This window comes from Rhizobium sp. Root1334 (assembly GCF_001426665.1).
Classification (GTDB): Bacteria; Pseudomonadota; Alphaproteobacteria; order Rhizobiales; family Rhizobiaceae; genus Pararhizobium.
Genome location: NZ_LMEY01000001.1, coordinates 811,928 through 837,748 on the forward strand (window position 1 = coordinate 811,928; position 25,821 = coordinate 837,748).

The following is a 25,821-nucleotide window of genomic DNA, read 5'->3' on the forward strand; positions in this document are numbered from 1 at the left end:
AAACTTTGCCAGCCGGCTTGATGCCATCGGCGGTTCCCACTCCCCTCCTCCCGCCGACCTTATGCCGACGAGGAAGCATTCTCTTCAACAATGCCCGAGCGCGTATTGGCGATGACCAAGCCGACGCCTGCATCTTCGAGCATCTGGACATGCCGGTCCTCGATGCCCGAATCCGTGATCACCGTGGTGATGCGCTTCAGCCCACACAGAATGAGGCTGGAACGTTTGTGAAATTTCGACGAGTCGATCAGGACAACGAGTTCATCGGCCTGGTCGATCAGCTTCTGCTCCGCCTGGATGAGCAGCGGATCGCCTTCCATCAGGCCGAGCGGGCCGAGCCCCTGCGCACCCATGAACATGCGGCGCGCATAAAAATTGCGCGTCACGTCATTATCGAACGGGCTGAGGATGATGTTCTGCTCCCGGTAGATCGTGCCGCCGGAGAGCATCACGGTGTTCTTTGAGTGCTTGAGCAGGTGCTCGGCAATCGGAAAGGAGTTGGTGAACACCTGCATGCGGCGATTGGCGAGGAAATGCACCATCTGGAATGTCGTGGTGCCGCCATTGATGATGATCGGCTCGCCATCCTGACAGAGCGCCACGGCCTCCTTGGCAATCGCCTGCTTCTGGCGGGCATGCAAGCCCTCGTTGACACTGAACGGGCGGCCGGCAAGGCCGACGAACTGCGGTGGATTGATCGCTTCAGCACCACCGCGCACCCGGCGCAGGCGTTTTTGCACATGCAGCGCCGCGATATCCCTGCGGATCGTCGCTTCAGAACTATCGGTCAGATCGACCAGTTCAGGCACGGTGATGACCGGCTTGTCCTGGACCGCTGACAGAATGATCCTGTGTCGCTCTTTCTCGTGCATTAGGTTCCTCCAATATTGTCTATGCTTCCATCATGACCGCGCATTGTCAATCACAAACAATCATATTTTTTCATTGTGCAGTGCAATATGATTGTTTTTGATCGTTTATGATTGACATGCGGCCGAATTTTGTGTGATCTGATCGCAACGAATGCGCCCTTTGCCCCGCAAAATCCAGCAGGCCAGCGCAAAATTGACCGGGAGGAATGATCGATGCTCGACAAGCAACAAGGCTCGCGCCTTGCCAATCTCTGGGATGACGCCAAGGCAGCCGCGATGAGCGAGCCGGAACGGCTTCTCTATCGTTCCAACCTGCTCGGTTCCGACAAGCGCATCACCAATTACGGCGGCGGCAACACCTCCGCCAAGGTCATGGAAAAAGACCCGCTCGGCGGCGGCACGGTCGAGGTTCTCTGGGTCAAAGGCTCCGGCGGTGACGTCGGCACTATCAAGATGGACGGCTTTTCGACACTCTATATGGAGAAGCTGGAAGCGCTGAAGGGCCTCTATCGTGGCCTTGAGCATGAAGACGAAATGGTCGGCTATCTGCCACACTGCACCTTCAACCTCAATCCGCGTGCCGCTTCGATCGATACACCGCTGCATGCCTATGTGCCGAAGAAGCATGTCGATCACATGCATCCGGATGCGATCATCGCCATTGCAGCATCGAAGAACAGCCGGGAACTGACCCAGAAAATCTTTGGCGCCGATATCGGCTGGCTGCCCTGGAAGCGTCCCGGCTTCGAGCTTGGCCTTTGGCTTTCGAAATTCTGCGCTGAAAATCCGAACGCACGCGGCCTGATCCTAGAAAGCCACGGGCTCTTTACGTGGGGCGACACAGCCAAGGAAGCCTACGAGACCACCGTCGAGATCATCAACAAGGCGATTGCCTGGTTCGAGACCGAGAATACCACTCCCGCCTTTGGCGGCGCAGTAAAACTCGTTCTGCCGGCCACTGAGCGCCGCGCCATTGCGCTGAAACTGATGCCGGTCATTCGCGGCATGATCAGTGCCGACGAGCGCAAGCTTGGGCATTTCGACGATAGCCAGGCCGTGCTTGATTTCGTCACATCGAAAAACCTAGAGCCACTGGCAGCGCTCGGCACGTCCTGCCCTGACCATTTCCTGCGCACCAAGATTTGCCCACTGGTGATCGATTTCGATCCGGCCTATCCGGACATCGACAAGACGCTGGCCGGCCTTGAAGCCGCGATCGCCGAATACCGCGCCGGTTACGCCGCCTATTACGAACGCTGCAAGCGCAGCAACAGCCCTGCCATGCGCGACCCGAATGCGGTCGTCTATCTCATCCCCGGCGTTGGCATGATCACCTTTGCCAAGGACAAGGCAACGGCCCGTATTTCCGGCGAATTCTACGTCAACGCCATCAATGTCATGCGCGGCGCATCCGGCGTCTCGACCTATGTCGGCCTGCCGGAACAGGAAGCCTTCGATATCGAATACTGGCTGCTTGAAGAAGCCAAACTGCAGCGCATGCCGAAGCCGAAAATGCTGGCCGGCAAGATCGCGCTGGTCACCGGCGGCGCCGGCGGCATCGGCAAGGCGACAGCTCACCGCCTGATGCAGGAAGGCGCGTGCGTCGTGCTTGCCGATATCGATGAGGCGGCGCTTGCCTCCGCCTTGGGCGAACTCGGTGGCCGCTACGGCAAGGATTTCGTCCGCGCTGTCACCATGAACGTCACCGATGAAGCCGCCGTAGAAAAGAGCTTTGCCGACACGCTTCTCGAATTCGGCGGCCTCGACATCCTCGTTTCCAATGCCGGTCTCGCCTCTTCTGCGCCGATCGAAGACACGACGTTGGCGCTGTGGAACAAGAATATGGATATTTTGGCGACCGGGTATTTCCTGGTATCGCGCGAAGCCTTCCGTATCTTCCGCAACCAGAAGGCTGGCGGCAACGTTGTCTTTGTCGCCTCCAAGAACGGCCTTGCCGCCTCTCCCGGCGCATCCGCCTATTGCACGGCCAAGGCTGCCGAAATCCATCTCGCCCGCTGCCTGGCGCTCGAAGGCGCGTCCGCCCAGATCCGTGTCAACGTCGTCAATCCGGATGCCGTTTTGCGCGGTTCAAAGATCTGGAGCGGCGAGTGGAAGGAACAGCGCGCCGCCGTCTACAAGACGGATATGGAAGGACTGGAAGCGATGTACCGTGAGCGATCGATGCTGAAACTCAGCGTCTTCCCGGAAGACATTGCCGAAGCGATCTACTTCCTCGCCTCCGACATGTCGGCCAAATCGACTGGCAACATCATCAATGTCGATGCGGGCAATGCCCAGTCGTTCACGCGCTGAGCCGGAGAAGCCCCATGACACGGATGATCAAACAAGACGTCATCGACGCCGACAATGCTGCGCACCTTGCCGACCTGAAGGCCGATTACGATCACCTCGGGACGCAACTGGCGCGTCGGGGCATCGATATCGGTGCCATCAAAGCGAAAGTATCTGCTTACGGAGTTGCCGTTCCATCCTGGGGCGTTGGCACCGGTGGCACCCGCTTTGCCCGCTTTCCCGGTACCGGCGAGCCGCGCAACATTTTCGACAAGATCGAGGATTGCTCGGTCATCCAGCAACTGACGAAGGCGACGCCGACGGTCTCGCTGCATATCCCGTGGGACAAGGTCGATGACCTGAAGGAACTCAAGGAAAAGGGCAACGCGCTGGGTCTCGGCTTCGACGCGATGAACTCCAACACCTTCTCCGACGCGGCCGATCAGGCGCATTCCTACAAGTTCGGTTCACTCAGCCATTCCGATGCGGCGACACGCCAGCAGGCGGTCGATCACAATCTCGAATGTATCGCCATCGGCAAGGCGCTCGGCTCCAAGGCACTCACCGTCTGGATCGGCGACGGCTCCAACTTCCCCGGCCAGAGCAATTTCACCAAGAGCTTCGAGCGTTATCTCGACGCGATGAAAGCGATCTACAAGGGACTTCCGGAGGACTGGAAAATCTTTTCCGAGCACAAGATGTTCGAACCGGCCTTCTATTCGACCGTGGTGCAGGACTGGGGCACCAACTATCTGATCGCCCAGGAACTCGGCCCCAAGGCCCATTGCCTGGTCGATCTTGGCCACCATGCACCGAACGTCAATATCGAGATGATCGTTGCCCGGCTGATCCAGTTCAAGAAGCTCGGCGGCTTCCATTTCAACGATTCGAAATATGGTGATGACGATCTGGATACGGGCTCGATCGATCCTTATCGCCTGTTCCTTGTCTTCAACGAATTGGTCGATGCGGAAACGCGCAAGGCCGATGGCTTTGCGCCAATGCACATGCTCGACCAGAGCCATAATGTCACCGACCCAATCGAAAGCCTGATGAACTCGGCGACCGAAGTCAGCCGCGCCTATGCGCAGGCACTGCTTGTCGATCGCAAGGCGCTGGAAGAATATCAGGATGGCAACGACGCGCTGATGGCCACGGAAACGCTGAAGGCGGCGTTCCGCACCCATGTCGAGCCGATCCTGGCCATGGCGCGCTACGAGGCCGGCGGCGCCATCTCGCCGGTTGCCGCCTACCGGGCCAGCGGTTACCGCACCAAGGTTTCCGGCGAACGGCCAGCCTCAAGGAGCGGCGGTGGCGGGATCGTCTAAACCGTCCGTTGATCCAACAAGAGCGCCCCTCATCCGCCCTAACGGGTCCCTTCTCCCCGTTAAAGCGGGGAGAAGGGACAAGCGGTAAACTCCGTCATCCCCTCTCCCCGCCCGCGGGGAGAGGGCTAGGTGAGGGGCAATCCATGAATTTGCTGCTTATGCGTTGGAATCGCCTATATTTCTGAAAGCTTCCCCTTATCGCGAACCGGTTCCTGCACTAGTTTCTTTCAAAGATACAACGGAAAGGAACCATCCATGGGTATCGAGAGCATTGTTGTCTTTCTTATCGTCGGCGCCATTGCCGGCTGGCTTGCAGGCTTGATCGTTTCGGGTTTCGGCTTCGGCCTGATCGGGAATATTGTCATTGGCATTATCGGCGCGTTCATCGCCGGCACACTCTTTCCCTACCTCGGCGTTAGCATCGGCAGCGGTATCCTGGCAGCCATTATCCATTCGACAATAGGCGCCGTTATCCTTCTCGTGCTGATCCGCGTTATCAAGCAAGCTTGAGGCGTCATGGCATCGTGCCGGTTTGGCCACCGGCATGCCCACGACCTTTCTTCAGGAGATATCATGTCTGACGTTTACGATCCGCGGATCGAACAAGCAATTCAATCCTTCATTTCCGATCATCCCGGCATGCACACACGCGACGAGGCAATCGCCGCGATCCTGATCAACTGGTTCACCAGCCATGGCTACCTGCCGCACGACCAGGAAGGCATACGTCCGGAAAATCTTGACGCATCGAACGACGACTGAAAGATTACCCGCACTCTATCGCCCGGGCCATCCGGGCGGCCCCCATCAGAAAAGCCACACCATCCAATGAGCATCTCTTCCGTCAAGACCTTCTTTGCCGAACACGCCCCCGATATTGCCGTCATCGAGCTTGCGCAAAGCACCGCCACCGTGGCGCTTGCGGCCGAGGGCCATGGTGTCGAGCCGGCGCAAATCGCCAAGACGCTGGCCTTACGGGTGGCAGATGAAGTGATCCTGATCGTCACGCGCGGCGATGCCCGGCTGGACAACAAGAAGTACAAGGCCCGATTTTCGACCAAGGCCCGCATGCTCGGTTTCGAAGAAGTCGAGGAAGAAACAGGTCATCCCGTTGGCGGCGTCTGTCCCTTCGGCCTTGCCAAGCCGCACAAGGTCTTTTGCGACATTTCACTGAAGGCCTATGACGAGGTGGTACCTGCCGCTGGCGCCCCGCATGCAGCAGTGCGGATCAATCCGGAGCGGATGGCCCGCCTGGCCGCCGCAGAATGGATCGATGTCTCAGAGACCTGAGGCTTACCCGCGCGGCTCGGGTGCGCCTGCCTTGGAATGAACACAAATGTTTCCTTGAAGTTAATATCAGTCGCGGTACACATCGCCCCGTGAAGCGCGCTTGCTGCTTCCCTTTTCTGACATGACGAAGGAGTTGACGACGCAATGAACAGGCTTGTTTGCCCGCTCTTGCTGATCGCCGCGATTGCGGCGCCGGCAGCAGCCATGGATCAGTCACTGGTCAAGCAATTCGAAAAACTCGACCCGCAGACCCGCCTGGAACAGCGATGCGACACGGAGGCAATGTGGAAGATCAGCGCCGACCAATCATCGTTCAAGCCTGACAAGGTCATTGCCTACACGTTTGCGGACCCGATCGTCGATGCCGACAATCTGAAGGCGCCGGGCGCCGTGTTTCGCAGCAAAGGCGAATGGTACAAGCTGAAATACAAGTGCAGCACCGGCCCCGACCATATCGAGATTCTGTCGTTCAATTACAAAATCGGTGACCTCATCCCGCATGACCAGTGGGACGCGCATTATCTCTATCCGTGAGCAGCGCTTTTGCTGCTATAGAGCGATGAACAGGACCATGATAGCGCCGAAAGACAGCGCAGCCATGATGTTCAAGAGTGTCTTCATGATATGGTCGGTCATGTCGAACATCCTTTGACCCGCAGGAATGCGTGAGACCGTATGGCTCCCGGCCTGCGGTGATCTTTGCCCGCCTCGGCAGGATTATTCCGCCGATTGCGCCAAATCTCTTCTCAAGTAACGCACCAGCGAACGATTCAGGTGCACCCAAAGAACGATTCCGCCCAAATTTGCGCCTCAAAGGTTAAAATTTCGCCACACCCGCCTTCGGCGTCGGTAATATTTGTTAACCATGACCGGCTTGCAAAGCTCGTAAGGCCAAAAGCGCAGATGCTCTGTCGGCAGCATCCATCATGAATGCACGATGTAAATGATGGTTCGAACGATAGTCCGGCAACGACGGCCAGCCATCCCCTCCAAGATGCGGAACAACAGTCAACGCACCACCTCAGCACCGCAACGGCGCACGATCCCCGCGAGTGCGGCAATCGGAATTTTCAGCCTGATGGCCGTTCAGGATTTCGGCTTCTGTTCCTCACGGACGGCTTCGTCGTGATACCAGTTGCTGTAATCGACGGTAAGGACCTGCTTCGGCCGGATATCCGCGATCGTGGCAGACTGCTCGAAGCGGCGGCCACCCAACTTCCGCCCACCGGCGGGGAACTCGATAATCTTGGCCGTATCGGCCGGAGACATCATTGCCATAGTGCCTTTTCCTTTTTCACAGACCTCAATGGGGCTGCTTGCAACGAGCATAACAGACTCGCGCGCGATTTGCGCGGATTGATTAAAAAAAAATCAATCCGCCTAAAATATAGGCTATTTTTTAGGCATGGCGCTTTTCGGGGAATTTTCGAGATAAATTTTGGGCGTATGCACTCAAGTCAAATTGTCGCAAGCTCTGCGCATTTTTTACTCAGGACGCTCCCTTCTCCCTTAAACAAGAAGAGAAAGACACGCCGAAATCAAGAAAACCGGTGCAAAAAGCTCAATCATGCCAGCGCCTTCAATGCAGCCAACCGCTTTATGATTTTGATGCGTCCCGCATATCCCCTTCTGCCTCAACAGCAAGAAAACCGAGTGAAACGGCGCCCTCTCCCGAAACTGGCACGGGCCATGCATGTAGGTTGTCAGCCGTTGGCGGCGCAGCATGACTTAAACGATCCGGATGCTGTGCATCAGCAACCCATGAGAGGTTAGAAATGACGAAATTTAAGCTCGAGTATATCTGGCTCGACGGATATACCCCGGTCCCGAACCTTCGCGGCAAGACACAGGTCAAGGAATTTGACGCATTTCCGGCGCTCGAGCAGCTGCCGCTCTGGGGCTTCGATGGTTCCTCGACGATGCAGGCTGAAGGCCGCTCGTCGGACTGCGTACTGAAGCCGGTTGCGATCTATCCGGATCCGGCCCGCACCAACGGCGCGCTCGTCATGTGCGAAGTGATGATGCCGGATGGCGTCACCCCGCATGCTTCCAACAGCCGCGCCACCGTCATTGACGACGAAGGCACCTGGTTCGGCTTCGAGCAGGAATATTTCTTCTACAAGAACGGCCGCCCGCTCGGCTTCCCGGAAACCGGCTATCCGGCTCCGCAGGGTCCATACTACACCGGCGTTGGCTATTCGAATGTTGGCGATATCGCCCGCACGATCGTTGAAGAGCATCTTGATCTCTGCCTCGCGGCCGGCATCAACCACGAAGGCATCAATGCCGAGGTGGCCAAGGGCCAGTGGGAATTCCAGATTTTCGGCAAGGGCTCCAAGCGCGCCGCCGATGAAATCTGGATGGCCCGCTACCTCCTGCAGCGTCTGACCGAAAAATACGGCATCGACATCGAATACCATTGCAAGCCGCTCGGCGACACCGACTGGAACGGCTCGGGCATGCACGCCAACTTCTCGACCAAGTACATGCGCGAAGTCGGCGGCAAGGAGTATTTCGAAGCCCTGATGGCCGCCTTCGAAAAGAACCTTCTGGATCACATCGCCGTCTACGGCCCCGACAACGACAAGCGCCTGACCGGCAAGCACGAAACAGCTCCGTGGAACAAGTTCTCCTACGGCGTTGCTGACCGTGGCGCGTCGATCCGCATCCCGCACTCCTTCGTCAACAACGGCTACAAGGGTTACCTGGAAGATCGCCGCCCGAACTCGCAGGGCTGCCCCTACCAGATCGCTTCGCAGATCCTGAAGACGATTGCCGAAGTTCCGACCGCAGGCAGCATTTCGGCCGCAGCCTAAGTTCGGCAGCAATACCGGATGGACTTTCATGGCGTCGCCTGTTCAGGGCGGCGCCATTTCTATTACGACTGTGCAGAACTCAGACAGAACCGGCCATCGCGCCAGGGCCGACACCTCCTCGTGCTTCGAATACGATAGGCAACTTCCGACACTGGTATTCGCGCTTCACCGTGACTAAGTTTGTCGTTCAAAGTGCCGAAGACCACGACAGGATGTATTCATGCAAGTTCCATCCAGCGCCGCTTCCAGCCTGCCTCGCGAGAGCGCTGACACGCTGCCGGGCGACAGCAGCAGCATCATCGACTGGCTGATGACCGAGACGCGCGACGAGCGTTTCATCGACAATATCTTCGTTGAGATGTGCGCCAGGCTCAATCAGGCCGGTATACCGGTCTCTCGCGGCACGCTTCACTTCCGCATCCTTCACCCGCAATGGCTGGGTGCGCGAATCCTGTGGCAGAGAGGCATGCAGGAAGCTGATATCCAAACCTTCGGTTTCGGCATCGAAGATAGTGACCGCTATCGCCACAGCCCCGTCAACGACATCCACAGCGGCGCAAAGGTGGTCCGCCAGCGCCTCGAACCGGCAGCCTCCGCCAACGCCCCACCCTATCCTCTTTATGATGAACTGCGCGCTGAAGGTCACACGGATTACATCGCCTGGCCGCTAGAGCATACATTGGGCAAGCACCACATCATTACCTTCGGCAGCGACCGGCCGGGCGGCTTCACCGATGACGATGTTGCGGCGCTGGCCGACTTGCTGCCGGCCTTTGCGCTGGTCAGTGAAATCCGCCTGAAAAACCGCCTCGCCCGGACACTGCTCGAAACCTATGTCGGGCCGCATGCAAGCGAGCAGATCCTTGCCGGTGCCACCACGCGCGGCAGCGGGGTTACGGTCCGCGCTGCGATCCTGATCTGCGACCTGCGCGACTTTACCGGCATTTCCGACATGTGGCCGCGCGACGACGTTATCGAGCTGCTCAACGGCTATTTCGACGCCATGGCCGAGCCAATCGAAAAGCACGGCGGCGAGATCCTGAAATTCATGGGCGACGGCCTGCTGGCCATTTTCCCGCTCGACAAGACCAGCGCGTGCGGCGATCTTCTTGCGGCGATCCGTGAAGCGCAGGCCGCGATGGCGACGCTGAATGAGGAGAACGTCAAAAAGGGCCATCAAGCCCTTGGTTATGGCATCGGCGTGCATGTCGGTGACGTGATGTATGGCAATATCGGTTCGCGCAGCCGCCTCGACTTCACCGTCATCGGCCCGACGGTCAATGTCGCCTCGCGGCTCGAAAGCCTGACGAAGGAACTCAAGCGGCCAGTCCTGCTGTCGCAGGCTTTTGCCGAAATGGCCAAATGCCAGACCGACCTGGAGAATCTCGGTTCCTACACGCTAAGGGGTCTCAGTGAGCCGATTGGGGTCTTCGCTTTCTGATGACCGTCCGCCTACCTGTACAGATAGGTGGAACCGGGACCTCCCGGATGAATCATCGACTGTACCGCTTCCCCGGTCAACGCCGGGGCTAGCACCGTCGCGCTTTCCGGCGCCGGCATGGTCAGCTTTCCAGCGGCGATATAGAGCAGGAACGAGCCGATCTGATAGGGGAAGATCACATCGATTTCCGCAAAAGAGCGCACGAACAACAGGGTGGAAATGCCAAACAGCACCAAGGGTTCAAAACCCTGCCTCTCGGCCAACACTCTTTTGAGATGACCGAACAGACCTGCAAGAAACAGCGCGGTCAAAAGAAGAAGCCCGATCGCGCCGGTTTCGACCATCGTTTCGATATAGGTATTGTGGAAATGAAAACCGCCGCGGGAACCGATGAAGAACTCCTCCCACAACCGTTCCGGTTCGGAAAAACCCTGTACCCAATAGGCCTGATAGCCGATACCGATCACCGGCGATGCGCGTGCCGCCTCAATTCCCTGTTGCCATAGATACGTGCGGCCGGTGAGGGTCGAGTCCTTGCCGAAAGCACCGAGAACACTGTCGATCGCGCCACCATATATGGCCCCGATCACAACTGCCGTACCGAAGATGGTGGCGGCAACGAACAGCAGCTTGCGGCTTTTCGGCGGCAGCAGCGAAAATACCTGCATGCCGACGGTGATCCCAAGGACTGCGACCGTTGTCAGAACCGAAGTTGCGGACTGCGATGCATAGAGACAATAGGCCGCAAGAAGACCGATCACCCCACAGACCGGAAGCCACAGCCCTCGCTGCTTCAGCAGCACGACCGCCGAGAAACTGAAGAAGACCGCAAGCGACGCATAGAAGCCGAGCTGGTTCTTGGAATCGAACGCCCCGACGAAACTAACTGTCCCGTCGAGCGGATCAAAATGATAAACGCCGAACAGCAGTGAATAGAGCAGCACCAAGCCGGCACCCGTGACCGAGCCGAGCGTCAGCGTTTTTACATCCAGTGCCCGCATGGCAATCAGCGCGCAGATGACATGGGATAGATACTGAATCCCCGCTCTTGTCGTGGTGCCAGGTGCGGCCGACCAGAAGACGGAGAGCAGCGCGAAAACTGCAAAGGCGAAGATCCAGATATATTTGACGTAATTTCCCAGTGCCCGTCGGTAGTCAACAAGCACCAGAGGCAGCCAGACGGCGTAATAGACCAAGATCGAGATCTGGCCGAAGCGCCCGGAATAGGCGAAGACGAAATAGGAAATGGTGAGGGCGAAAACCCCGTAGAGGAAGTTTTCGCCCGGCTTCACAAGACTGGCCTTCGCAATCTTCATTCCGATCGCCTTACTGGGTATTGAGGGCCGGTTCGACCTTCACGACATCGCCGGGCTGCACGGGTGTTCCCTCGTCAGCCGCGATCCTGGTCGATTTTCCATCCTTCTGGCGGATGATGGAATAGTTGATATCGATAGTCCTGCCAGGCTTTGGCGTCTGGGCGGCATCGGCCGACTGAACCAGCGCCTCCGTCATCAAATCACGGCTGGTGATCAGTTTCAGGGCCAGCGTGTCCAACTCGGCCTCGGTATTCTGCAGTTCCTGGGCAAGCTGTGCGTCCCAGTCGTTGCGCAGGTTGGTCTCATCCTGGCTAGCCTGACTGACGGCCTGCTTGGCCTTCAGCGAAGCGGTATCGATATCGAGCAAGGCGGCCTGAAGATCGGCGGCCCGCTGCTCGACGGCAAGCTTTCGGGCACTGAGCGCCAGCCCCTTTTCCGCCAAAACATCGACCCGCCCCTTGTCTTCGACCACAAGTTCCAGCTGCCGCGTCTGTGTCACAGACTTTTTGCCAAGCGCTTCGATTTCGCTTTGCAGGAGCGATTTGAGTTCGGCCAGCGCGGTCAACTGCAGCTTCTGCCGTTTGTCGCGAGAGACCATCAGCGCCATTTCGCTTTCAAGAAGGTCAGGCGCCGCTGCAACGCCCTTCAACTCGGCGGGCAGGGTAATCTCGGTCTTCTCGGCGATCTCCGCCTGTAGCCGCGCGCGGCGAACCAGAAGCCGGTTTCGCTCGGTGATCTGCACCGACGAATCCCCCTGCGCGTTGATGAAATCACGCGCAAACCGCTGGCCGTTTTCGCCGCGGCGCAAGCCACCACCCAAGCTGACGGCCTTGAGAACCGTCAGATCGGGTGCAAACGGGTACTCGCCCGGCGTTTGAACTTCGCCTGCGAGGTAAATCGGCCGGTATTGAGCAAGCTCGACGGACGCTGATGGGCGATCGGGCAAGCCGAACAGCTTTTGCAATTGCAGACCGACTTCGTCGGCGATCTCAGAGGTGGTCTTGCCGGAGGCAGGCACCGTTCCAAGGAAAGGCAGGGAGATGGCGCCAGAGGCGCCGACCGTGTAATCGCCGCTGACAGCAGACCAATCCCGGACCGACCCTTCCGCCGTCTGCCATTCCGCGACGCGTATTCTCAGTTTATCCATGGCTCCGAGCGTATACTCGCCAGCAAAAGCGCCATGGATGCCGGACACGCTGATGGCGATGGCGAGCGCGGAAAGACGCGCAGCGCCCCGGACTTTCCGGCCGAGGGCTGGAAGTCCCTGGTGAAGACTTCTCTTCATGAAATTTCCTCACTTAACAACAAAGCCGATCCCGGCGTTATGACGGAAGCGGCATATTCACGCTGAATGACTGTGATCAGTAACTGCCCCGGGACAGGCAGACAGCAGGAATTGTCTTCGCAACGATGACCACATCGTTGATGAGCGACCAGTTGGTCACATAATGCGTATCGAAGGCGATACGGGCGGCATAGGAAACGTCGTTGCGGCCGCTCACCTGCCAGAGCCCTGTCAGACCAGGGCGTGACTTCAGATAGAAGACCGCTGAATGTTCATAAAGCTCGAGCTCGTCTTCCACGACAGGACGCGGACCAACGACACTCATTTCTCCACGGATGATGTTGAGCAACTGCGGCAACTCATCCAGGCTCAGCTTACGCAAAACGCTACCGACGACGGTAACGCGCGGATCGTCCTGGAGTTTACGTGTTGCCTGCCATTCCTCGTAGGCCTTGGGATTCTTGTGCAGATGGTCCTGCAGGATCCTGTCGGCGTCCGGCGCCATCGTCCGGAACTTGAGGCAATGGAAGAAGCGGCCATTGTGACCAACGCGGCGGTGTCCATAAAATACCTTGCCGCCATCGGAAAACTTGACGAGCGCCATCAGCAGCAGAAAGAGCGGGCTGAAGACGATGAGCGCCAAGGACGCAGCAAAGATATCGAAACCTCTTTTTGATATTCCCCCTATCGGCCGGTGTCCCCCGGATTCGATGGTCGTAAAATACGGCGAGCTTGCCGATCGAGTCGCAGACTTCATGGGAGAAAGCTCCATTCGGGTTGGCGATTGGTCGGGTTCCCAGCGGGTACTGGGATCAATTACATGTGAGAGTGTAGAGGGAGATTTTGATTTTTAAAGGCAACTTTCACCCCGATGCCGCCGTTCAAAGCAAATGCGGCCAAGATGAATATCAAAGTCACATTTTCCAATGCCTAGATGAAGGCATCATTCTCCGCCTCATAAAGCACCAAAGAAAATCTCCATCGATTTTACATTAGATATCTTCAGTCATATTGCGAAATATGACTTCTCCGAAACGACATAGAGTTGATGTAGATATTTAAAAACTCTTCACCATAGGAAACAATACGTATTTTATTTTCCCTCCGGTAAAAATATTGCACTGCAGCATTAATTTTGCACTGCACTTTTATATATTCGTATTTTCTAATTTTGTAACAAAAGTTGATTGTCAGGGGGGATTTATCCACCACCAGAGGATAGATGCCCTAGAAAATACACGCCCTGAGCGTGGATCATAAGGCAATGCATCCCCAAATGTGGCCGAGCCCTGCCGATACCCACTTTTACATTGAAAAATCGCTCACTGCGGCGAAATTAGCGCTGTATTTCACCGAAAATGGTACCGTTGATGGGCAATCGATAGATGATTTTAAATGCGGGCTAAGAATTCACGCGTTAAATGACCGAAATGTAATGGAACAGAGTGCCTTTGCACGATTGAACCGGCAATGCATGTTCGATATGTTAATAACTGCCTAAGAAGGCAAGGTGGATTTTTCAATGACGTCTGCAAATCAAGACAGAATATTGAGGACAATCTGATGTTTGCACCACGGGTTTTCGTCAGCATGATCGGCGCGCTGGCCGTTTTTGCCATCGTGACCTTTATCCTGACCGGTTCCGCCTGGACGACAGCCTGGCAGACGCTGGTTTGTGCGGTGCTTGTACAGGCTGGATATTTCATTGCCGTGCTATTTCTGGTGGCCAAAGAAGGCCGGGACCGCCGCAACGCCGCGCAACGTCCGTCGCCGGCCTCTCCCTTGCCCGGCGAGGACAAGGAACCGAAGGCAATTCGCGTATCCAACAATCAAGGCCACTTTAATTCCTAACAGGCTTCTGAAGCTGGCTTTGTTTTTTAGTCGACCCGGCACCTTTTCCCGCGTGTAACATCGTCATCTCTTCGCATCTGCAACATCGCGCCTTGCCGCCTGTCCAAAGCCGACCTAGGTTCGGCGCGACAGCGATGAAGGAATGCGATCATGAAACCGAATGCAGACGTCTGCGTCATCATCGCCGCGAAGAACGCGGCTGAAACGATCGGACGGGCGATCATCTCGGCACTCAGAGAACCTGAAACCGCCGAGGTCATTGTCGTCGATGACGGATCGAGCGACGGCACCGGCGATGCCTCCCGAAAGGCCGATGACGGCTCCGGACGCCTGACAATCGCCCGGTTCGAGGTCAATAAGGGGCCGGCTGCCGCCCGCAACCACGCCATTTCGATTTCCACAGCGCCGGTTCTGGCGATTCTTGATGCGGATGACTTCTTTTTCCCCGGCAGGCTGAGCAGTCTCCTGGCGCAGGCGGAGTGGGATTTCATTGCCGACAACATTGCCTTCGTCGATGAGGAGACGGCTGCGGATGCGCATCTTCGGCTTGAGAGCTTCCCTGCAGCACCGCGTATTCTCAGCCTCGACGAATTCATTGAAGGCAATATCTCCAAGCGCGGTGTCCGGCGCGGAGAGATCGGATTTCTCAAACCGCTGATGCGGCGCGATTTTCTCGACGCCCACAAGCTCCGCTATCAGGAAAGCCTTCGGCTGGGGGAGGATTACGATCTTTATGCCCGCGCCCTGACCAAGGGGGCGCGCTACAAGATCATCCACAGCTGCGGCTACGGCGCCGTCGTCCGCGGCGATTCCCTCAGCAGCAGCCACCGGACGACGGACCTGAAGCGGCTCTACGAGGCGGACAGGGCAATTCTTTCCCGGACGGATCTATCCCCCCAGGCAAGGGCACTCATTGCCAGGCACGAACAGCATATTCGCGGACGATATGAGCTTCGGGAATTTCTCGACATCAAGCAGCAATCTGGCTCGAAAACCGCGCTGTTTTACGCGCTTGGCAACCCCGCCGCCATTCCGGCCATCGCCTGCGGGATATTCGCCGACAAGACAGAACGTTTTCGCCGGCAACCTGATGCGGCACCGGTGGCACTCGGCGGAGCCGGGGGCTTGCGCTACCTCCTGCAGCCGCCATCAACTGCCCGGTAGGGCAGTTGATGGCGGCTGCAGGAATGGCTGCGGCTTAGAAATAGTCGCGGCGCACCGAGGCGATGACGTCGAGAAAGCGCTCCTTGCGCGCGGTCAAGGCGTGATCTGCACTCAGCTGCGGTGCAGCACGCGCCGCTTGCCAGAGGGACAGGGCCGAAGGAGCCGCCAGCACTTGTTTGGCGGCAACCCGCAAGGAAGTCTGCTTGGGGGCACGGGCAGCGACGATGACGCTTTCATCGATCTGCCGCTTGTTGGGATCATCGAGCACCGGCTGGTGCGCGTCGAAATCGACGCCCCAGAACTTCGCACCCTTGATGATGGCCTCCGCCCGGCTGGAAACCGGAACATGACGCGGGCGATAGGTGACGCCAACGGTATGGGCCCAATCGTTCCATTTGAAGCTGTTGATGCTGCTGGACGTCGACACGGCCACCCACGGCACACGGAAAGCGTCGGCAAGGATGGCGCCATGCATTGATTCCGCGATGATGACTTCCGACTGGGCGATCTCGCGAATAACGTCCTTCGCGTCGCCACGCGGATCGATGTAATGCAGGCCGACGGTCTGGCAGATAGCTGGCCACATGCCGGCAATCGCCGACTCCCAATGTGGCACAAAGCTCTTTTTGTACTTCTTCGGCAGGCCTTTGAACTCCGGCATTTCGGCGACCATGACCGCCGGATCGATGATGCCGAGCTTGGGATCAACGCCGACTTTCTGCGCGGTCAACGGTCCGCGAACGCAACGGATGTCCCATTCCCGGGTGTCGCTCATATCCGGCAAGGAGCCGTAACCAAAACCACTGCCAAGCACCAGCTTGTGCCGGCCTTCCGGCAAGAGCGCGCGGTTCAGCACCGTGCCAACCCCGACGAGAAGAGTGTCTGGACGAACATCGCGAAATCCCGGGATCAGGAAATCCCAGAGCCACAGATTGAGATCGTCGCCGAAGTTTCCGTGTGCGGATTCCCAATAATACGGGTCCATGACTGTCTCCTTCATGCGTTGCGAAAGGAATTGCGAGCGCGAGACAGGCGATGGCCGTCACGCACGTCGATGGGCGCAGCAAAAAATGCTGCACCTGCGAAGGCTACCGTGATAACTTGCCGACGGCAAGCTGCAGCGCGCTTTGCAGCAGCTTGGGATCGCGCCAGGCCCAGCGGGCAAGCAGATTGAACTGCGGCATCTTCCGCCGCTTGATCAGCCGGGCCTGGCTCCAAAGAGCCTGCCGGCGCGCGGTATGCTTGTAAGAATGGATGGAGGCGATTTCCGCCGGTTTGCGGGAAAAGCGCCCTTCCAATGTGTCGAGCGCAACCCAGGTGTTGAATTGCTGTGACAGGAACTGCGGAGAATCGCTATCGATGCTGTGGAAGATGTTGACACCCTCGCCGCGCACTGCACCTGGCTCGTTGCACAGAATGATGCGGTCAGCCGCAATGGCGCAATCGCAGAAGAACAGCACGTCTTCCGCAGCCAACCGCAGCTCGGCCTCAAAGCGGACGGTCTCGAACAATTTTCGCCCGATCACCATGCAGGACAGGTGCAGGAAGCTCCAGTTACGCAACATGACCTGGGAAAACTCTGGCACTTCCAGAACCAGCGGTTTCTCGGAAAGCCGCATTACCTTTTCGGTCTTTTCCAGTTCGGCCATGTCGAAATGATAGTAGAAGGCATCACCGCCAGTAATGGATGCCCAATAGCAGTCGGCCGAAAAGCGGCTCATCGTCTCATGCGCATTCTGCAGATGGTCCGGTGTCCAAAGATCGTCGGAATCGAGAAAGGCAACGAAATCGGTTTGCGCCGCGACGTTGTTCAAGCCCGTGTTGCGCGCGCCGCCCGGGCCGGCATTCGGCTGCTTGATGACGCGGATGCGCGCCTGCTGTTCGGCGCTCAGGGTTTCAAGATCGGTTTCGATCGGAAAAGGCGACTGGTCATCGACAATGATGACATCGAAATCCTGGAATGTCTGCGCAAAGACGGAGCCCAAGGCTCGGCTCAGAATTCCTGCCTGTTTCTGATAGTACGGAATAACAACTGTAAACTTCGCCATCTTTTTGCCCCTGCGGTTTTCCTAGAAGGTGCTTCCTGGTTCCTCCCATCAGGTTGCGGCTGCGTGTCTAGCGCGTCTCCTCTGTCCTTGATCCTCCCCATCGCCACACAGGATTTACGCCATGCCCCCTACAGTTAACGTCAAATCCGTCACGAGCAATGTCGGTTGGAGTATTTTATCCAAGACAAGTACATTCGGGCTTAAGTTTGTCACGGTGCCGATTTTGGCCCGCATTCTGACGCCGGAAGAGTTCGGCGCCGTCGCGGTGGCGCTGACCGTCGTGCAGTTTCTGGCCATGATCGGCGGGGCGGGATTGACCTCGGCGTTGGTGATCCAGCGTGAGGAAGAGATGGAAACCGTTCACTCGGTCTTCTGGGCTAATCTGGCGATTTCCTGCCTGATGGCGCTCGGTCTTTTCATCTGGGCGGACTTCTTTGCAACCCTTCTCGGCGCGCCGGAAGCAGCCTATCTGCTGAAAATCATGAGCTTTCTCATCCCGCTCCAGCTTGGAGGCGACGTCGCCTATTCGCTGCTCGCAAGACGGATGAATTTCAGCAAGGACGCCGTCTGGAGCATGATTTCCGAGTCGCTCGGCGCCATCGTCGCCGTCGTTCTGGCGCTTTTGGGCTGGGGTGTCTGGGCCTTGATGGCACAGCTTTTCGTCTCGGCACTGGTGCGGCTTTGCGGCCTCTATGCCGTGTCCCGCTACATGCCGCGCTTCGTTTTCCATCCCAAACGGGTTTTGGGCTTAAGCCGCTTCAGCCTGGGCATGATGGGCTCCGAAGTCGCCAATTTCATCACCTTCCAGTCGCCGATGGTGATCATCTCGCGCTATCTGGGCCTTGCCGATGCCGGCGCCTATTCGGCCGCCAACCGGTTTGCCAGCATTCCCAACCAGGTGGTGCTTTCCGCTGTGATGGGTGTCCTGTTCCCGGCCTTCAGCGGCATGATGGACGACAAGGAACGCCGTTCGCAAGCACTGATGTTCTCGACACAAGTGACCACGGTGCTGCTGGCACCGATGATGTTCGGCCTTTGGGCGCTGGCTGAACCGGCGATGCGCGTGCTGTTTGGTCCGCAATGGGCTTATGCCTGGCCCGTGCTGGGATTGCTGGCGCTCTCCAAGGGGATCCTCACGCCTTGCAGCACCTTCATTCCCTACCTCAAGGGCGTGGGGCATGGCCGGGCGTTGTTCTGGTCGGCTATCATTCGGGCGATCGTCACCTGCGCTGCCGTTGCCTATGGTGCAAGCACGGGGACGCTGATCGATGCGATGATCTCGCTCTGCATCGTCAACGCCGTCACGCTGATCGGCTACTCGTGGGCGGTCTTCAGGGCGGATGGAACACCGTTCTTCAAAGGCCTGTACATCAGCAGTCGCCCGATGCTGATGGCCCTGGCGATGGCGCTCGCGGTTCGCTATCTGCTCGATACGTTCGGTTCGCTGATGCCGAACCCCATCCTGCAGATTCTCGCCGGTGCAGCGGTCGGTAGCCTGATCTATGTCTTGGCCGTGCTTCTGTCGGAACGCCTGCTTTTGACGAAAATCTATAAACTCGTCAAAAACAGGCGGGGGTGAGGCAAGGGCGCCTTATTTCGAAACAGGCGCCTTAACATCACGAGGATTTTACAAACCATGACGTGTGGAATTGCGCATTTCCGAAACTAATTTTTGCGCCCGATGAATCTCGCGGCAGCGGATATATAACAATATGCTGATATTCAGCAACATCCTATCCCCACGCATTTTTCCCGGCTCCCAGACGAATTTCCGGCAATTTTCACAGCGGATTTGTTCATCCGGAAATCGCGTGCATTGCAGCATCCAAGTGATTTTTTCTGCTGCAGCGCCATATTTTTCGAGGCGCCCTGCCCTATCTTCGAGATGCAGGTTCAAGTCTGCTCTGGTTGAAACGCCGCTTCGGGGGAAGCGGCCCAACAGGGGATGTCGTCTTGGTTATCGACGCGAATATATCATCGCGGATCAATCTGATGCGCATCTTGCTCATCTCGGGAATTGTCTTTGTACACGTTCCTTTTGATCCGCAGACCAGCCCATTTCTCGGCGCCAATGGCTTCATCGACTGGGTCAGGGTCTTTCTCGGCGACAGCCTTTTCAGGGTTGGCGTGCCGTGTCTGAGCGCGATTTCCGGCTACCTCATGTTTCGCCGCGGGCTTGATGCCTTCGATTACGGCAAGACCATCCGCTCAAAGGCGCGCACGGTTCTGCTGCCGTTCCTGATCTGGAATCTATCCTTTCTGGCGCTGGTGGTGCTGGGCCAAAAGGGCGGCATCGGCTTTGGTTATCTCCCCGACGCAATCAACGCGGCTCCCCGCGATCTGGCAACTCTGAGCTTGGCAACCGAGGGCTTGCCGATCAATGTTCCGCTGTATTTCCTGCGGGATCTCCTCCTGTGCATCCTGCTTGCGCCCGTTCTCGGCATCCTGATCAAACGCTATCCGCTGACGATGCTGGCACTCTTTTTCGCCTATGCCGTTTTGCCGGTCCCGGGTGTCATCTTCCTGAAGAAGTCGATCCTTTTCGGGTTCAGCTGCGGCATCTATGCGAGCCTCCACCAACTCGATATCCGGTCACTTGACCGGCACGCCGCAATGATTTCCGCGCTTTTCCTGACGGCAGCCATCCTGCTCGCGACTGCACTCTATTGGACCGGCCCCGATTATCCTGTGTGGATCGACATGCTGCGCAGCCTCACGGCAATCTGCGGCATAGCCGGCTCCTGGGCAATCTCGGCGATCCTGATCCGCTCACGGCTCGGCCAGCAGCTTTCCGGGTCGGAAGGCCTGAGCTTCTGGATATTCTGCGCACATTACCCCTTGCTCATCGCATTCTGGATGCTGTGGAACCGCACGGCGCATCCCGGTCTCTACCCACTATTCTACTTCGCAACACCCGTTCTGGCCCTCCTCATTCTGGTCGCCTCTCACAGTGTGGCCAAGCGCCTGGCACCCAAGTTGCATGCCGTTTTGACCGGTAGCCGTGCAGGCCGCTCCACCTCCTCGGCAAAGCGCATCGCAGAAAGCGGGCCAAACCAGACGAGTTGGTCCGATACCTCTTCTCCAAAGGAAAAAGCGATACGATGACCCAATCGATCTCGAAAATGCTTCTCGCCCTTTCCGCATTCTCCGCCGCCGTTCCGGCATCAGCCTTTGCGCAAAGCGCGATCAACGGCACTTCGTTCGTCGAGACTTTCGACACGATTGACAACAAGTTCTGGTACGTTTCGGACGGCTGGGACAATGGCGCCCATCAGAACTGCACCTGGTCGAAAGATCAGGTCGCGGTTGAAAATGGTGTGCTCGAACTCACCTTCGAGCAACGCAAGGCCGGCAAGCGCGACTATGCCTGTGGCGAGATCCAGACCCGCAAACGCTTCGGCCACGGCACATACGAAGCGCGGATCAAGACGGCAGAAGGCTCCGGGCTGAACTCGGCCTTCTTCACGTATATCGGACCAACCGACAAGAAGCCGCACGACGAGATCGACTTCGAAGTGCTGGGCAAGGATTCCAACAAGGTGCAGGTCAACCAATATATTTCGGCCAAGGGGGGCAACGAGAAGCTGGTCGACGTTGAAGGCGGTGCCAATGTCGGTTTCAACGATTACACCTTCGTCTGGGAAAAGGACCGGCTGCGCTACTACCTGAACGGCAAGCTGGTGCAGGACGTTACCGACCCCTCGAAAATCCCGGTAAACGACCAGAAGATTTTCTTCAGTCTCTGGGGCACGGATACCTTGAGCGACTGGATGGGCAAGTTCGACTATCAAGGCCCGGCAAACATGCAGATCGACCGGGTGGCTTACACCGCCCCCGGCGAAAAATGCCTGTTTCCCGAATCCCTCACCTGCACGCTCGATTGATGCTTATTAGCATGCGCAACATGAATGTTGCGATGCACAAAAAACTAAACTAAGCTCGGTGGAAGCTGAGCGGGGAACGGGAAGTTTTCATGCTGGATGTACTGTACCTGGCACATGATGTGGCAGACCCTGCGATCAGGCGTAGAACCCTGATGCTTGAGGCGGGTGGTGCGAAAGTGACGCTGGCGGGCTTCCGGCGTGGCGCAGACACACCTGCCGCCAATGGCGTCATCGAACTCGGCGTCACCAGGGATGGACGGTTTGGTCAGCGGATCGCCGCGGTTGCCAAGGCTGCAATGCTTCTGCGTCACAAACTCGGCGGGGCCGCGAGACCCGGCATCATCATTGCCCGCAATCTCGAAATGCTTGCCCTCGCCAACAGGGCGAACGCGGTTTTCGGCGGCAACGTTCCGATCGTCTACGAATGCCTGGACATTCACCGGCTCCTGCTGCGCAAGGATTTTGCCGGCCGCACTTTGCGCACTGCCGAACATTATCTGGGGCGGAACGTCAGCCTCCTGATCACCAGTTCGCCCGCCTTCATCGAAAATTACTTCCGGCCGGTTTCGCGTCTCAAGGCGCCGATACTGCTGCTGGAAAACCAGGTGATCGAGCTCGCAGAAAGCGTTGGCATGCAGACAGCGCGCCCACGCCCGCCACAGGCCGGCGAACCCTGGAAAATCGGCTGGTTCGGCGCCTTGCGGTGCCGCAAATCGTTAAAGCTGCTCGCTGAATTCACCCGTGCCATGGACGGGAAATTCGAAGTGGTGCTGCGCGGACGCCCCGCCTATTCGGAATTCGACGATTTTGACGGCTTCGTCGAAAACGAACCTTTCATGCACTTCCACGGAGCCTACAAGAATCCCGAGGATCTTGCCCAGATTTACGACGACGTGCAGTTCTTCTGGGGTATCGATTTTTTCGAGGAAGGCTTGAACTCCAGCTGGCTGCTGCCGAACCGGCTGTACGAGGGATGCCGCTACAACGCTGTCCCGATCGCCATGCGCGGTACGGAAACGGCGCGCTTCATCAGCGCCAAGCATATCGGCCTCGTTCTCGACAGCGATGACAGTGCTGCACTGGCCAACCTCTTTTCCGGCATGACGCGGGAACGCTATTTCGCCGAATTCGGCAAGGTTGCCGCCACCGGGGCATCGGCGTGGATCTTCGATCGGGCCGATTGCCAGCGGCTGGTGAACCGGCTTGCCGCGCTGCGGGCCAGCGATGCCCACGCCGCATCACTCCATGAGCTCTCCCAAACGCACAGCAACAAGGGTGGACTGCTATGAGCGCCGATGATTTCAAGCATGGCCGCAGCCTGATTGTTATTCCTTGCCTCAACGAGGCCAGATATATCGAAGCCCTGATCGCCAAGCTCGCGAGTGCGATGCAGGACCTCAACGCCGATCTGGTCGTTGTCGATGGTGGCAGTACCGATGGCACACGCGAGATCGTGGAGCGAATTTCGACCGTCAACCCGAAGGTCCGGCTGCTGGACAATCCAAAGAAGATCCAGAGTGCTGCCGTCAATCTCGCGGTCGGGACGCTCGGTGCTGATTATGAATACATGATCCGCATCGATGCGCATGGCGAGTATCCGGCTGACTATTGCCAGCGCCTGATGGAGGATGCCGTTGTAACCGGCGCGGATTCCGTCGTCGTTGCCATGCAGACCGTCGGCTTCAGCACTTTCCAGAAAGCCACCGCCTATGCCCAGAATTCCAAGCTCGGCAATGGCGGCTCCAAACACCGTACGGGCGCCATCGGGCATTGGGCCAATCATGGCCACCACGCACTGATGCGGATTTCCGCGTTCCAGGCGGTTGGCGGTTATGACGAAATGTTCAGCCATAACGAGGACGCCGAGTTTGACTATCGCCTGAACAAGGCGGGCTACCGGATCTGGATGACCGACAAGACCAGCATGATCTACCACCCGCGCAGCACAGCAAGAGCGCTTTTCCGCCAGTATTTCGGCTATGGCCGTGGCCGGGCGAAGAATTTCCTGAAGCACCGCGCCATGCCGAGCATCCGGCAGATGTTGCCGCTTGCCGTCGTTCCCGTCGCCGTCGGCGCCCTGCTGGCGGTCATCAGTTGGGCCGCCGTCATTCCGTTTGGCCTCTGGGCCGTGGCCTGCCTTGGCTACGGCGTGTGGATGGCGCTGGGCGAAAAAAACCCATACGGGCCACTGGCCGCCGTTTCCGCGATGGTAATGCATTTTGCCTGGTCGGCCGGTTTCTGGCGCGAACTTCTGGATTTCCGTAACCGCCGGGTCGCCTCATGAAAACAGGTAGCGACCTTATCCATATCGATATCGGCGTCTGCACCTATCGACGCCCGGAACTCGAACAGACGCTGCGCTCGCTGGGCGGCATTGCCGTGCCTGAAAACGCTCAGATCCGCATCATCGTGGCTGATAATGACGACACACCGAGTGCGAAAGCGCGGGTAGACGCCTTGCGTGCCGTCATTCCTCACGAGATCGCCTACGTTCATTGCCCGGCTTCCAATATCTCGATCGCCCGCAATGCGTGCCTCGACAATGCCAGGGGAGATTTCCTGGCATTCATCGACGATGACGAGACGGCGAGCTCGGACTGGATTGCCCGGTTGATCGAGACGGCGCAGGCAGGCCATGCAGATGCTGTGCTCGGTCCGGTAAAGGCCACGTACGGTACGGATGCGCCGGGCTGGATGCAGCGCGGCGACTTTCATTCGACATTTCCGGTGTGGGTCGGCGGCCGGATCATCACCGGCTATACCTGCAATGTTCTACTTCGCCTTGCCGCGCCTTCGCTTGCCGGACGCCGCTTCAACCTGGCGCTTGGCCGCAGTGGGGGCGAGGACACAGAGTTCTTTACCCATATGCACCGCATGGGCGGAAAAATCGCCTATGCGCCAGAGGCCTGGGTTGAAGAACCGGTGCCGGCTAAACGCGCGGCCTTTTCCTGGCTTGCCAAGCGAAAATTCCGCTTCGGCCAGACGCATGGCCGGCTGATCGATGACGGGACAGGCGCTGTGGGCAAAATCCGCCAACTGGCGCTTGCGGCGGCAAAGTCCGGTTTCTGCGCGCTGGCCAGCGCCATTCTGTTCTTCTCTTCCGTTCGCCGTAACCGGTACGCCCTGCGCGCTTGCATGCATGCGGGGGTCGCCGTCGGGCTTCTCGGTGTCCGGGAGATCGAGCAGTACGGCGCAGCGGAAGCAAGGACGTCCTGATGGACCAGCAACTCCAGGCGACATTCATCATTGCAGCCTTCAAGGCGCAGGACACGATCGAGCGCGCTATCGACAGCGCGCTCGCCCAGACCGGTGTCAGCGTCGAAGTCATCGTCATCGACGATTGTTCGCCAGATGACACGGCCGAGATCGTCGATGCCTATACCGATCCGCGCGTCCGGCTGATCCGGCTTGAAAAGAACCGCGGTCCCGGCGGCGCCCGCAACGCAGGCCTTGCCGCCGCGCGGGGGACGTGGATCGTCATTCTGGATTCAGACGATGCGGTTTCGCCGGACCGCACCGCGCGCATGATCGCGCGGGCCAAGGCCGCCAACGCCCAGATCGTCGTCGACAATGTCGATGTCGTGCCGCTCGACGGCCAGATGAAGCGGATGTTCGAAGGGACCGATCTGGCCGCAATGGAAACGCTGACGCTTCCGGCTTTCATCGGCTCGAACGTGCTGTTTAAGTCTGAGCACAATTACGGCTACATGAAACCAGCCTTCGAGCGCCGGTTCCTTGAAGAGCATGGCTTGCGTTTCGACGAAAGCCTGCCGATCGGCGAGGATTATCTGCTTCTGGCATCGGCGCTTGCAAAGGGCGGCCGCTGCGCCGTCGAGCCAACAGCCGGCTATACCTACTATATCCGCAGCGGATCGATTTCCCGGGTGTTGAAGCTGCACCAGGTGGACGCGATGCTGGCAGCCGATGCCGCGTTTCTCGAAAGCAACCGGCTGGATGCGGCTTCGATGGCAGCGCAAGCCCGGCGTCACCGCAGCATGGAGGACGCCCGGTCCTTCATCATCTTGGTCGATCAGATCAAAGCACGCTCTCTTTTCGGCGCGGTCAAGACCGTGTGGAAAAATCCGGCGGCAGTCTGGCATCTGCGGATGCCCATTGCCGTCAGACTGCGGCGCCTGGCGGCGCCGTTCACTGCAATTCACTCTTTCGGTCCCCCGCCGGAAACGATGAATAGAACCACTCCGGGCAACAGCCCGCACAAGAGCAAAGGATAGTT

General features: G+C 58.1%; 25 protein-coding genes. 17 read left to right on the forward strand and 8 right to left on the reverse strand.

What is annotated here, in order from left to right:
* Positions 1-59: 59 nt before the first annotated feature.
* A complete protein-coding gene (locus tag ASD36_RS03930) occupies positions 60-872 on the reverse strand; it encodes a DeoR/GlpR family DNA-binding transcription regulator (protein WP_037105479.1) in 813 nt (270 codons plus the stop codon).
* 213 nt (positions 873-1,085) lie between these two features.
* Between ASD36_RS03930 and ASD36_RS03935 the strand changes: the two genes are divergently transcribed.
* The 6 genes from ASD36_RS03935 to ASD36_RS03960 all read left to right on the forward strand — a co-directional run bounded on the left by ASD36_RS03935 (position 1,086) and on the right by ASD36_RS03960 (position 6,316).
* Entirely contained in the window at positions 1,086-3,185 is a 2,100-nt protein-coding gene (locus tag ASD36_RS03935; protein ID WP_060500283.1) for a bifunctional rhamnulose-1-phosphate aldolase/short-chain dehydrogenase, read from the forward strand.
* Positions 3,186-3,199: 14 nt separating this feature from the next.
* A complete protein-coding gene (gene rhaI / locus ASD36_RS03940; RefSeq protein WP_060500285.1) occupies positions 3,200-4,492 on the forward strand; it encodes an L-rhamnose catabolism isomerase in 1,293 nt (430 codons plus the stop codon).
* A 255-nt stretch (positions 4,493-4,747) separates the two neighbouring features.
* Complete coding sequence (locus ASD36_RS03945) at positions 4,748-5,002, forward strand: GlsB/YeaQ/YmgE family stress response membrane protein (protein ID WP_060500287.1); 255 nt, start codon at positions 4,748-4,750, stop codon at positions 5,000-5,002.
* Between the two features lie 63 nt (positions 5,003-5,065).
* Positions 5,066-5,254 (forward strand): hypothetical protein, encoded by a 189-nt coding sequence (locus ASD36_RS03950; RefSeq protein ID WP_060500289.1) that lies wholly within the window; start codon positions 5,066-5,068, stop codon positions 5,252-5,254.
* Between the two features lie 66 nt (positions 5,255-5,320).
* Entirely contained in the window at positions 5,321-5,782 is a 462-nt protein-coding gene (locus ASD36_RS03955; RefSeq protein ID WP_060500290.1) for a YbaK/EbsC family protein, read from the forward strand.
* 144 nt (positions 5,783-5,926) lie between these two features.
* Positions 5,927-6,316, forward strand: coding sequence for a DUF930 domain-containing protein (locus ASD36_RS03960; RefSeq protein WP_060500293.1), 390 nt, complete (start codon positions 5,927-5,929; stop codon positions 6,314-6,316).
* A gap of 552 nt (positions 6,317-6,868) precedes the next feature.
* Here the strand turns inward: ASD36_RS03960 and ASD36_RS03965 are convergent.
* Entirely contained in the window at positions 6,869-7,060 is a 192-nt protein-coding gene (locus ASD36_RS03965) for a DUF2735 domain-containing protein (protein ID WP_060500294.1), read from the reverse strand.
* 497 nt (positions 7,061-7,557) lie between these two features.
* On the opposite strand from ASD36_RS03965, the gene ASD36_RS03970 reads away from it, so the two are divergent.
* Both ASD36_RS03970 and ASD36_RS03975 read left to right on the forward strand, forming a co-directional pair.
* Complete coding sequence (locus tag ASD36_RS03970; protein WP_060500296.1) at positions 7,558-8,598, forward strand: glutamine synthetase beta-grasp domain-containing protein; 1,041 nt, start codon at positions 7,558-7,560, stop codon at positions 8,596-8,598.
* 220 nt (positions 8,599-8,818) lie between these two features.
* Positions 8,819-10,039, forward strand: coding sequence for an adenylate/guanylate cyclase domain-containing protein (locus ASD36_RS03975; RefSeq protein ID WP_060500298.1), 1,221 nt, complete (start codon positions 8,819-8,821; stop codon positions 10,037-10,039).
* 11 nt (positions 10,040-10,050) lie between these two features.
* Here ASD36_RS03975 and ASD36_RS03980 read toward each other — a convergent pair whose 3' ends face one another.
* The 3 genes from ASD36_RS03980 to ASD36_RS03990 form a co-directional block, all read right to left on the reverse strand.
* Positions 10,051-11,355, reverse strand: a complete 1,305-nt coding sequence (locus ASD36_RS03980) for an O-antigen ligase (protein WP_082511880.1) — start codon at positions 11,353-11,355, stop codon at positions 10,051-10,053.
* Between the two features lie 10 nt (positions 11,356-11,365).
* Entirely contained in the window at positions 11,366-12,640 is a 1,275-nt protein-coding gene (locus tag ASD36_RS03985) for a polysaccharide biosynthesis/export family protein (protein WP_060500300.1), read from the reverse strand.
* Positions 12,641-12,716: 76 nt separating this feature from the next.
* Positions 12,717-13,397 carry a sugar transferase gene (locus tag ASD36_RS03990; RefSeq protein ID WP_060500302.1) on the reverse strand — a complete coding sequence of 227 codons (681 nt, stop codon included), beginning with the start codon at positions 13,395-13,397 and terminating at the stop codon, positions 12,717-12,719.
* 806 nt (positions 13,398-14,203) lie between these two features.
* Between ASD36_RS03990 and ASD36_RS04000 the strand changes: the two genes are divergently transcribed.
* Both ASD36_RS04000 and ASD36_RS04005 read left to right on the forward strand, forming a co-directional pair.
* A complete protein-coding gene (locus ASD36_RS04000; protein WP_060500305.1) occupies positions 14,204-14,491 on the forward strand; it encodes an exopolysaccharide production repressor protein in 288 nt (95 codons plus the stop codon).
* A gap of 150 nt (positions 14,492-14,641) precedes the next feature.
* Entirely contained in the window at positions 14,642-15,655 is a 1,014-nt protein-coding gene (locus tag ASD36_RS04005; RefSeq protein ID WP_060500307.1) for a glycosyltransferase family 2 protein, read from the forward strand.
* 34 nt (positions 15,656-15,689) lie between these two features.
* Here ASD36_RS04005 and ASD36_RS04010 read toward each other — a convergent pair whose 3' ends face one another.
* On the reverse strand, positions 15,690-16,640 hold the full coding sequence (locus ASD36_RS04010) for a polysaccharide pyruvyl transferase family protein (RefSeq protein WP_060500309.1): 951 nt from the start codon (positions 16,638-16,640) through the stop codon (positions 15,690-15,692).
* A 103-nt stretch (positions 16,641-16,743) separates the two neighbouring features.
* Positions 16,744-17,703 (reverse strand): glycosyltransferase family 2 protein, encoded by a 960-nt coding sequence (locus ASD36_RS04015; protein ID WP_060500310.1) that lies wholly within the window; start codon positions 17,701-17,703, stop codon positions 16,744-16,746.
* A gap of 121 nt (positions 17,704-17,824) precedes the next feature.
* Here ASD36_RS04015 and ASD36_RS04020 point away from each other — a divergent pair, with 121 nt between their 5' ends.
* Complete coding sequence (locus tag ASD36_RS04020) at positions 17,825-19,282, forward strand: lipopolysaccharide biosynthesis protein (protein ID WP_060500312.1); 1,458 nt, start codon at positions 17,825-17,827, stop codon at positions 19,280-19,282.
* Between the two features lie 48 nt (positions 19,283-19,330).
* Here the strand turns inward: ASD36_RS04020 and ASD36_RS30460 are convergent, their stop codons facing one another.
* Positions 19,331-19,600 carry a hypothetical protein gene (locus tag ASD36_RS30460; protein ID WP_156393803.1) on the reverse strand — a complete coding sequence of 90 codons (270 nt, stop codon included), beginning with the start codon at positions 19,598-19,600 and terminating at the stop codon, positions 19,331-19,333.
* A 95-nt stretch (positions 19,601-19,695) separates the two neighbouring features.
* On the opposite strand from ASD36_RS30460, the gene ASD36_RS04025 reads away from it, so the two are divergent.
* The 6 genes from ASD36_RS04025 (at position 19,696) to ASD36_RS04050 (ending at position 25,819) form a co-directional block, all read left to right on the forward strand.
* Complete coding sequence (locus tag ASD36_RS04025; protein WP_112834487.1) at positions 19,696-20,808, forward strand: acyltransferase; 1,113 nt, start codon at positions 19,696-19,698, stop codon at positions 20,806-20,808.
* 17 nt (positions 20,809-20,825) lie between these two features.
* Positions 20,826-21,587, forward strand: a complete 762-nt coding sequence (locus tag ASD36_RS04030; protein ID WP_244481807.1) for a glycoside hydrolase family 16 protein — start codon at positions 20,826-20,828, stop codon at positions 21,585-21,587.
* A gap of 89 nt (positions 21,588-21,676) precedes the next feature.
* Positions 21,677-22,876 carry a hypothetical protein gene (locus ASD36_RS04035; RefSeq protein ID WP_060500318.1) on the forward strand — a complete coding sequence of 400 codons (1,200 nt, stop codon included), beginning with the start codon at positions 21,677-21,679 and terminating at the stop codon, positions 22,874-22,876.
* Entirely contained in the window at positions 22,873-23,871 is a 999-nt protein-coding gene (locus tag ASD36_RS04040; protein WP_060500320.1) for a glycosyltransferase family 2 protein, read from the forward strand. Before ASD36_RS04035 ends, ASD36_RS04040 begins: the two co-directional genes overlap by 4 nt.
* Positions 23,868-24,803 (forward strand): glycosyltransferase family 2 protein, encoded by a 936-nt coding sequence (locus tag ASD36_RS04045; RefSeq protein WP_060500322.1) that lies wholly within the window; start codon positions 23,868-23,870, stop codon positions 24,801-24,803. Before ASD36_RS04040 ends, ASD36_RS04045 begins: the two co-directional genes overlap by 4 nt.
* The gene (locus ASD36_RS04050) at positions 24,803-25,819 is read left to right on the forward strand and encodes a glycosyltransferase family 2 protein (RefSeq protein ID WP_060500323.1); all 1,017 of its coding nucleotides are present in this window, start codon (positions 24,803-24,805) and stop codon (positions 25,817-25,819) included. Before ASD36_RS04045 ends, ASD36_RS04050 begins: the two co-directional genes overlap by 1 nt.
* The last annotated feature ends 2 nt before the right edge of the window (positions 25,820-25,821 follow it).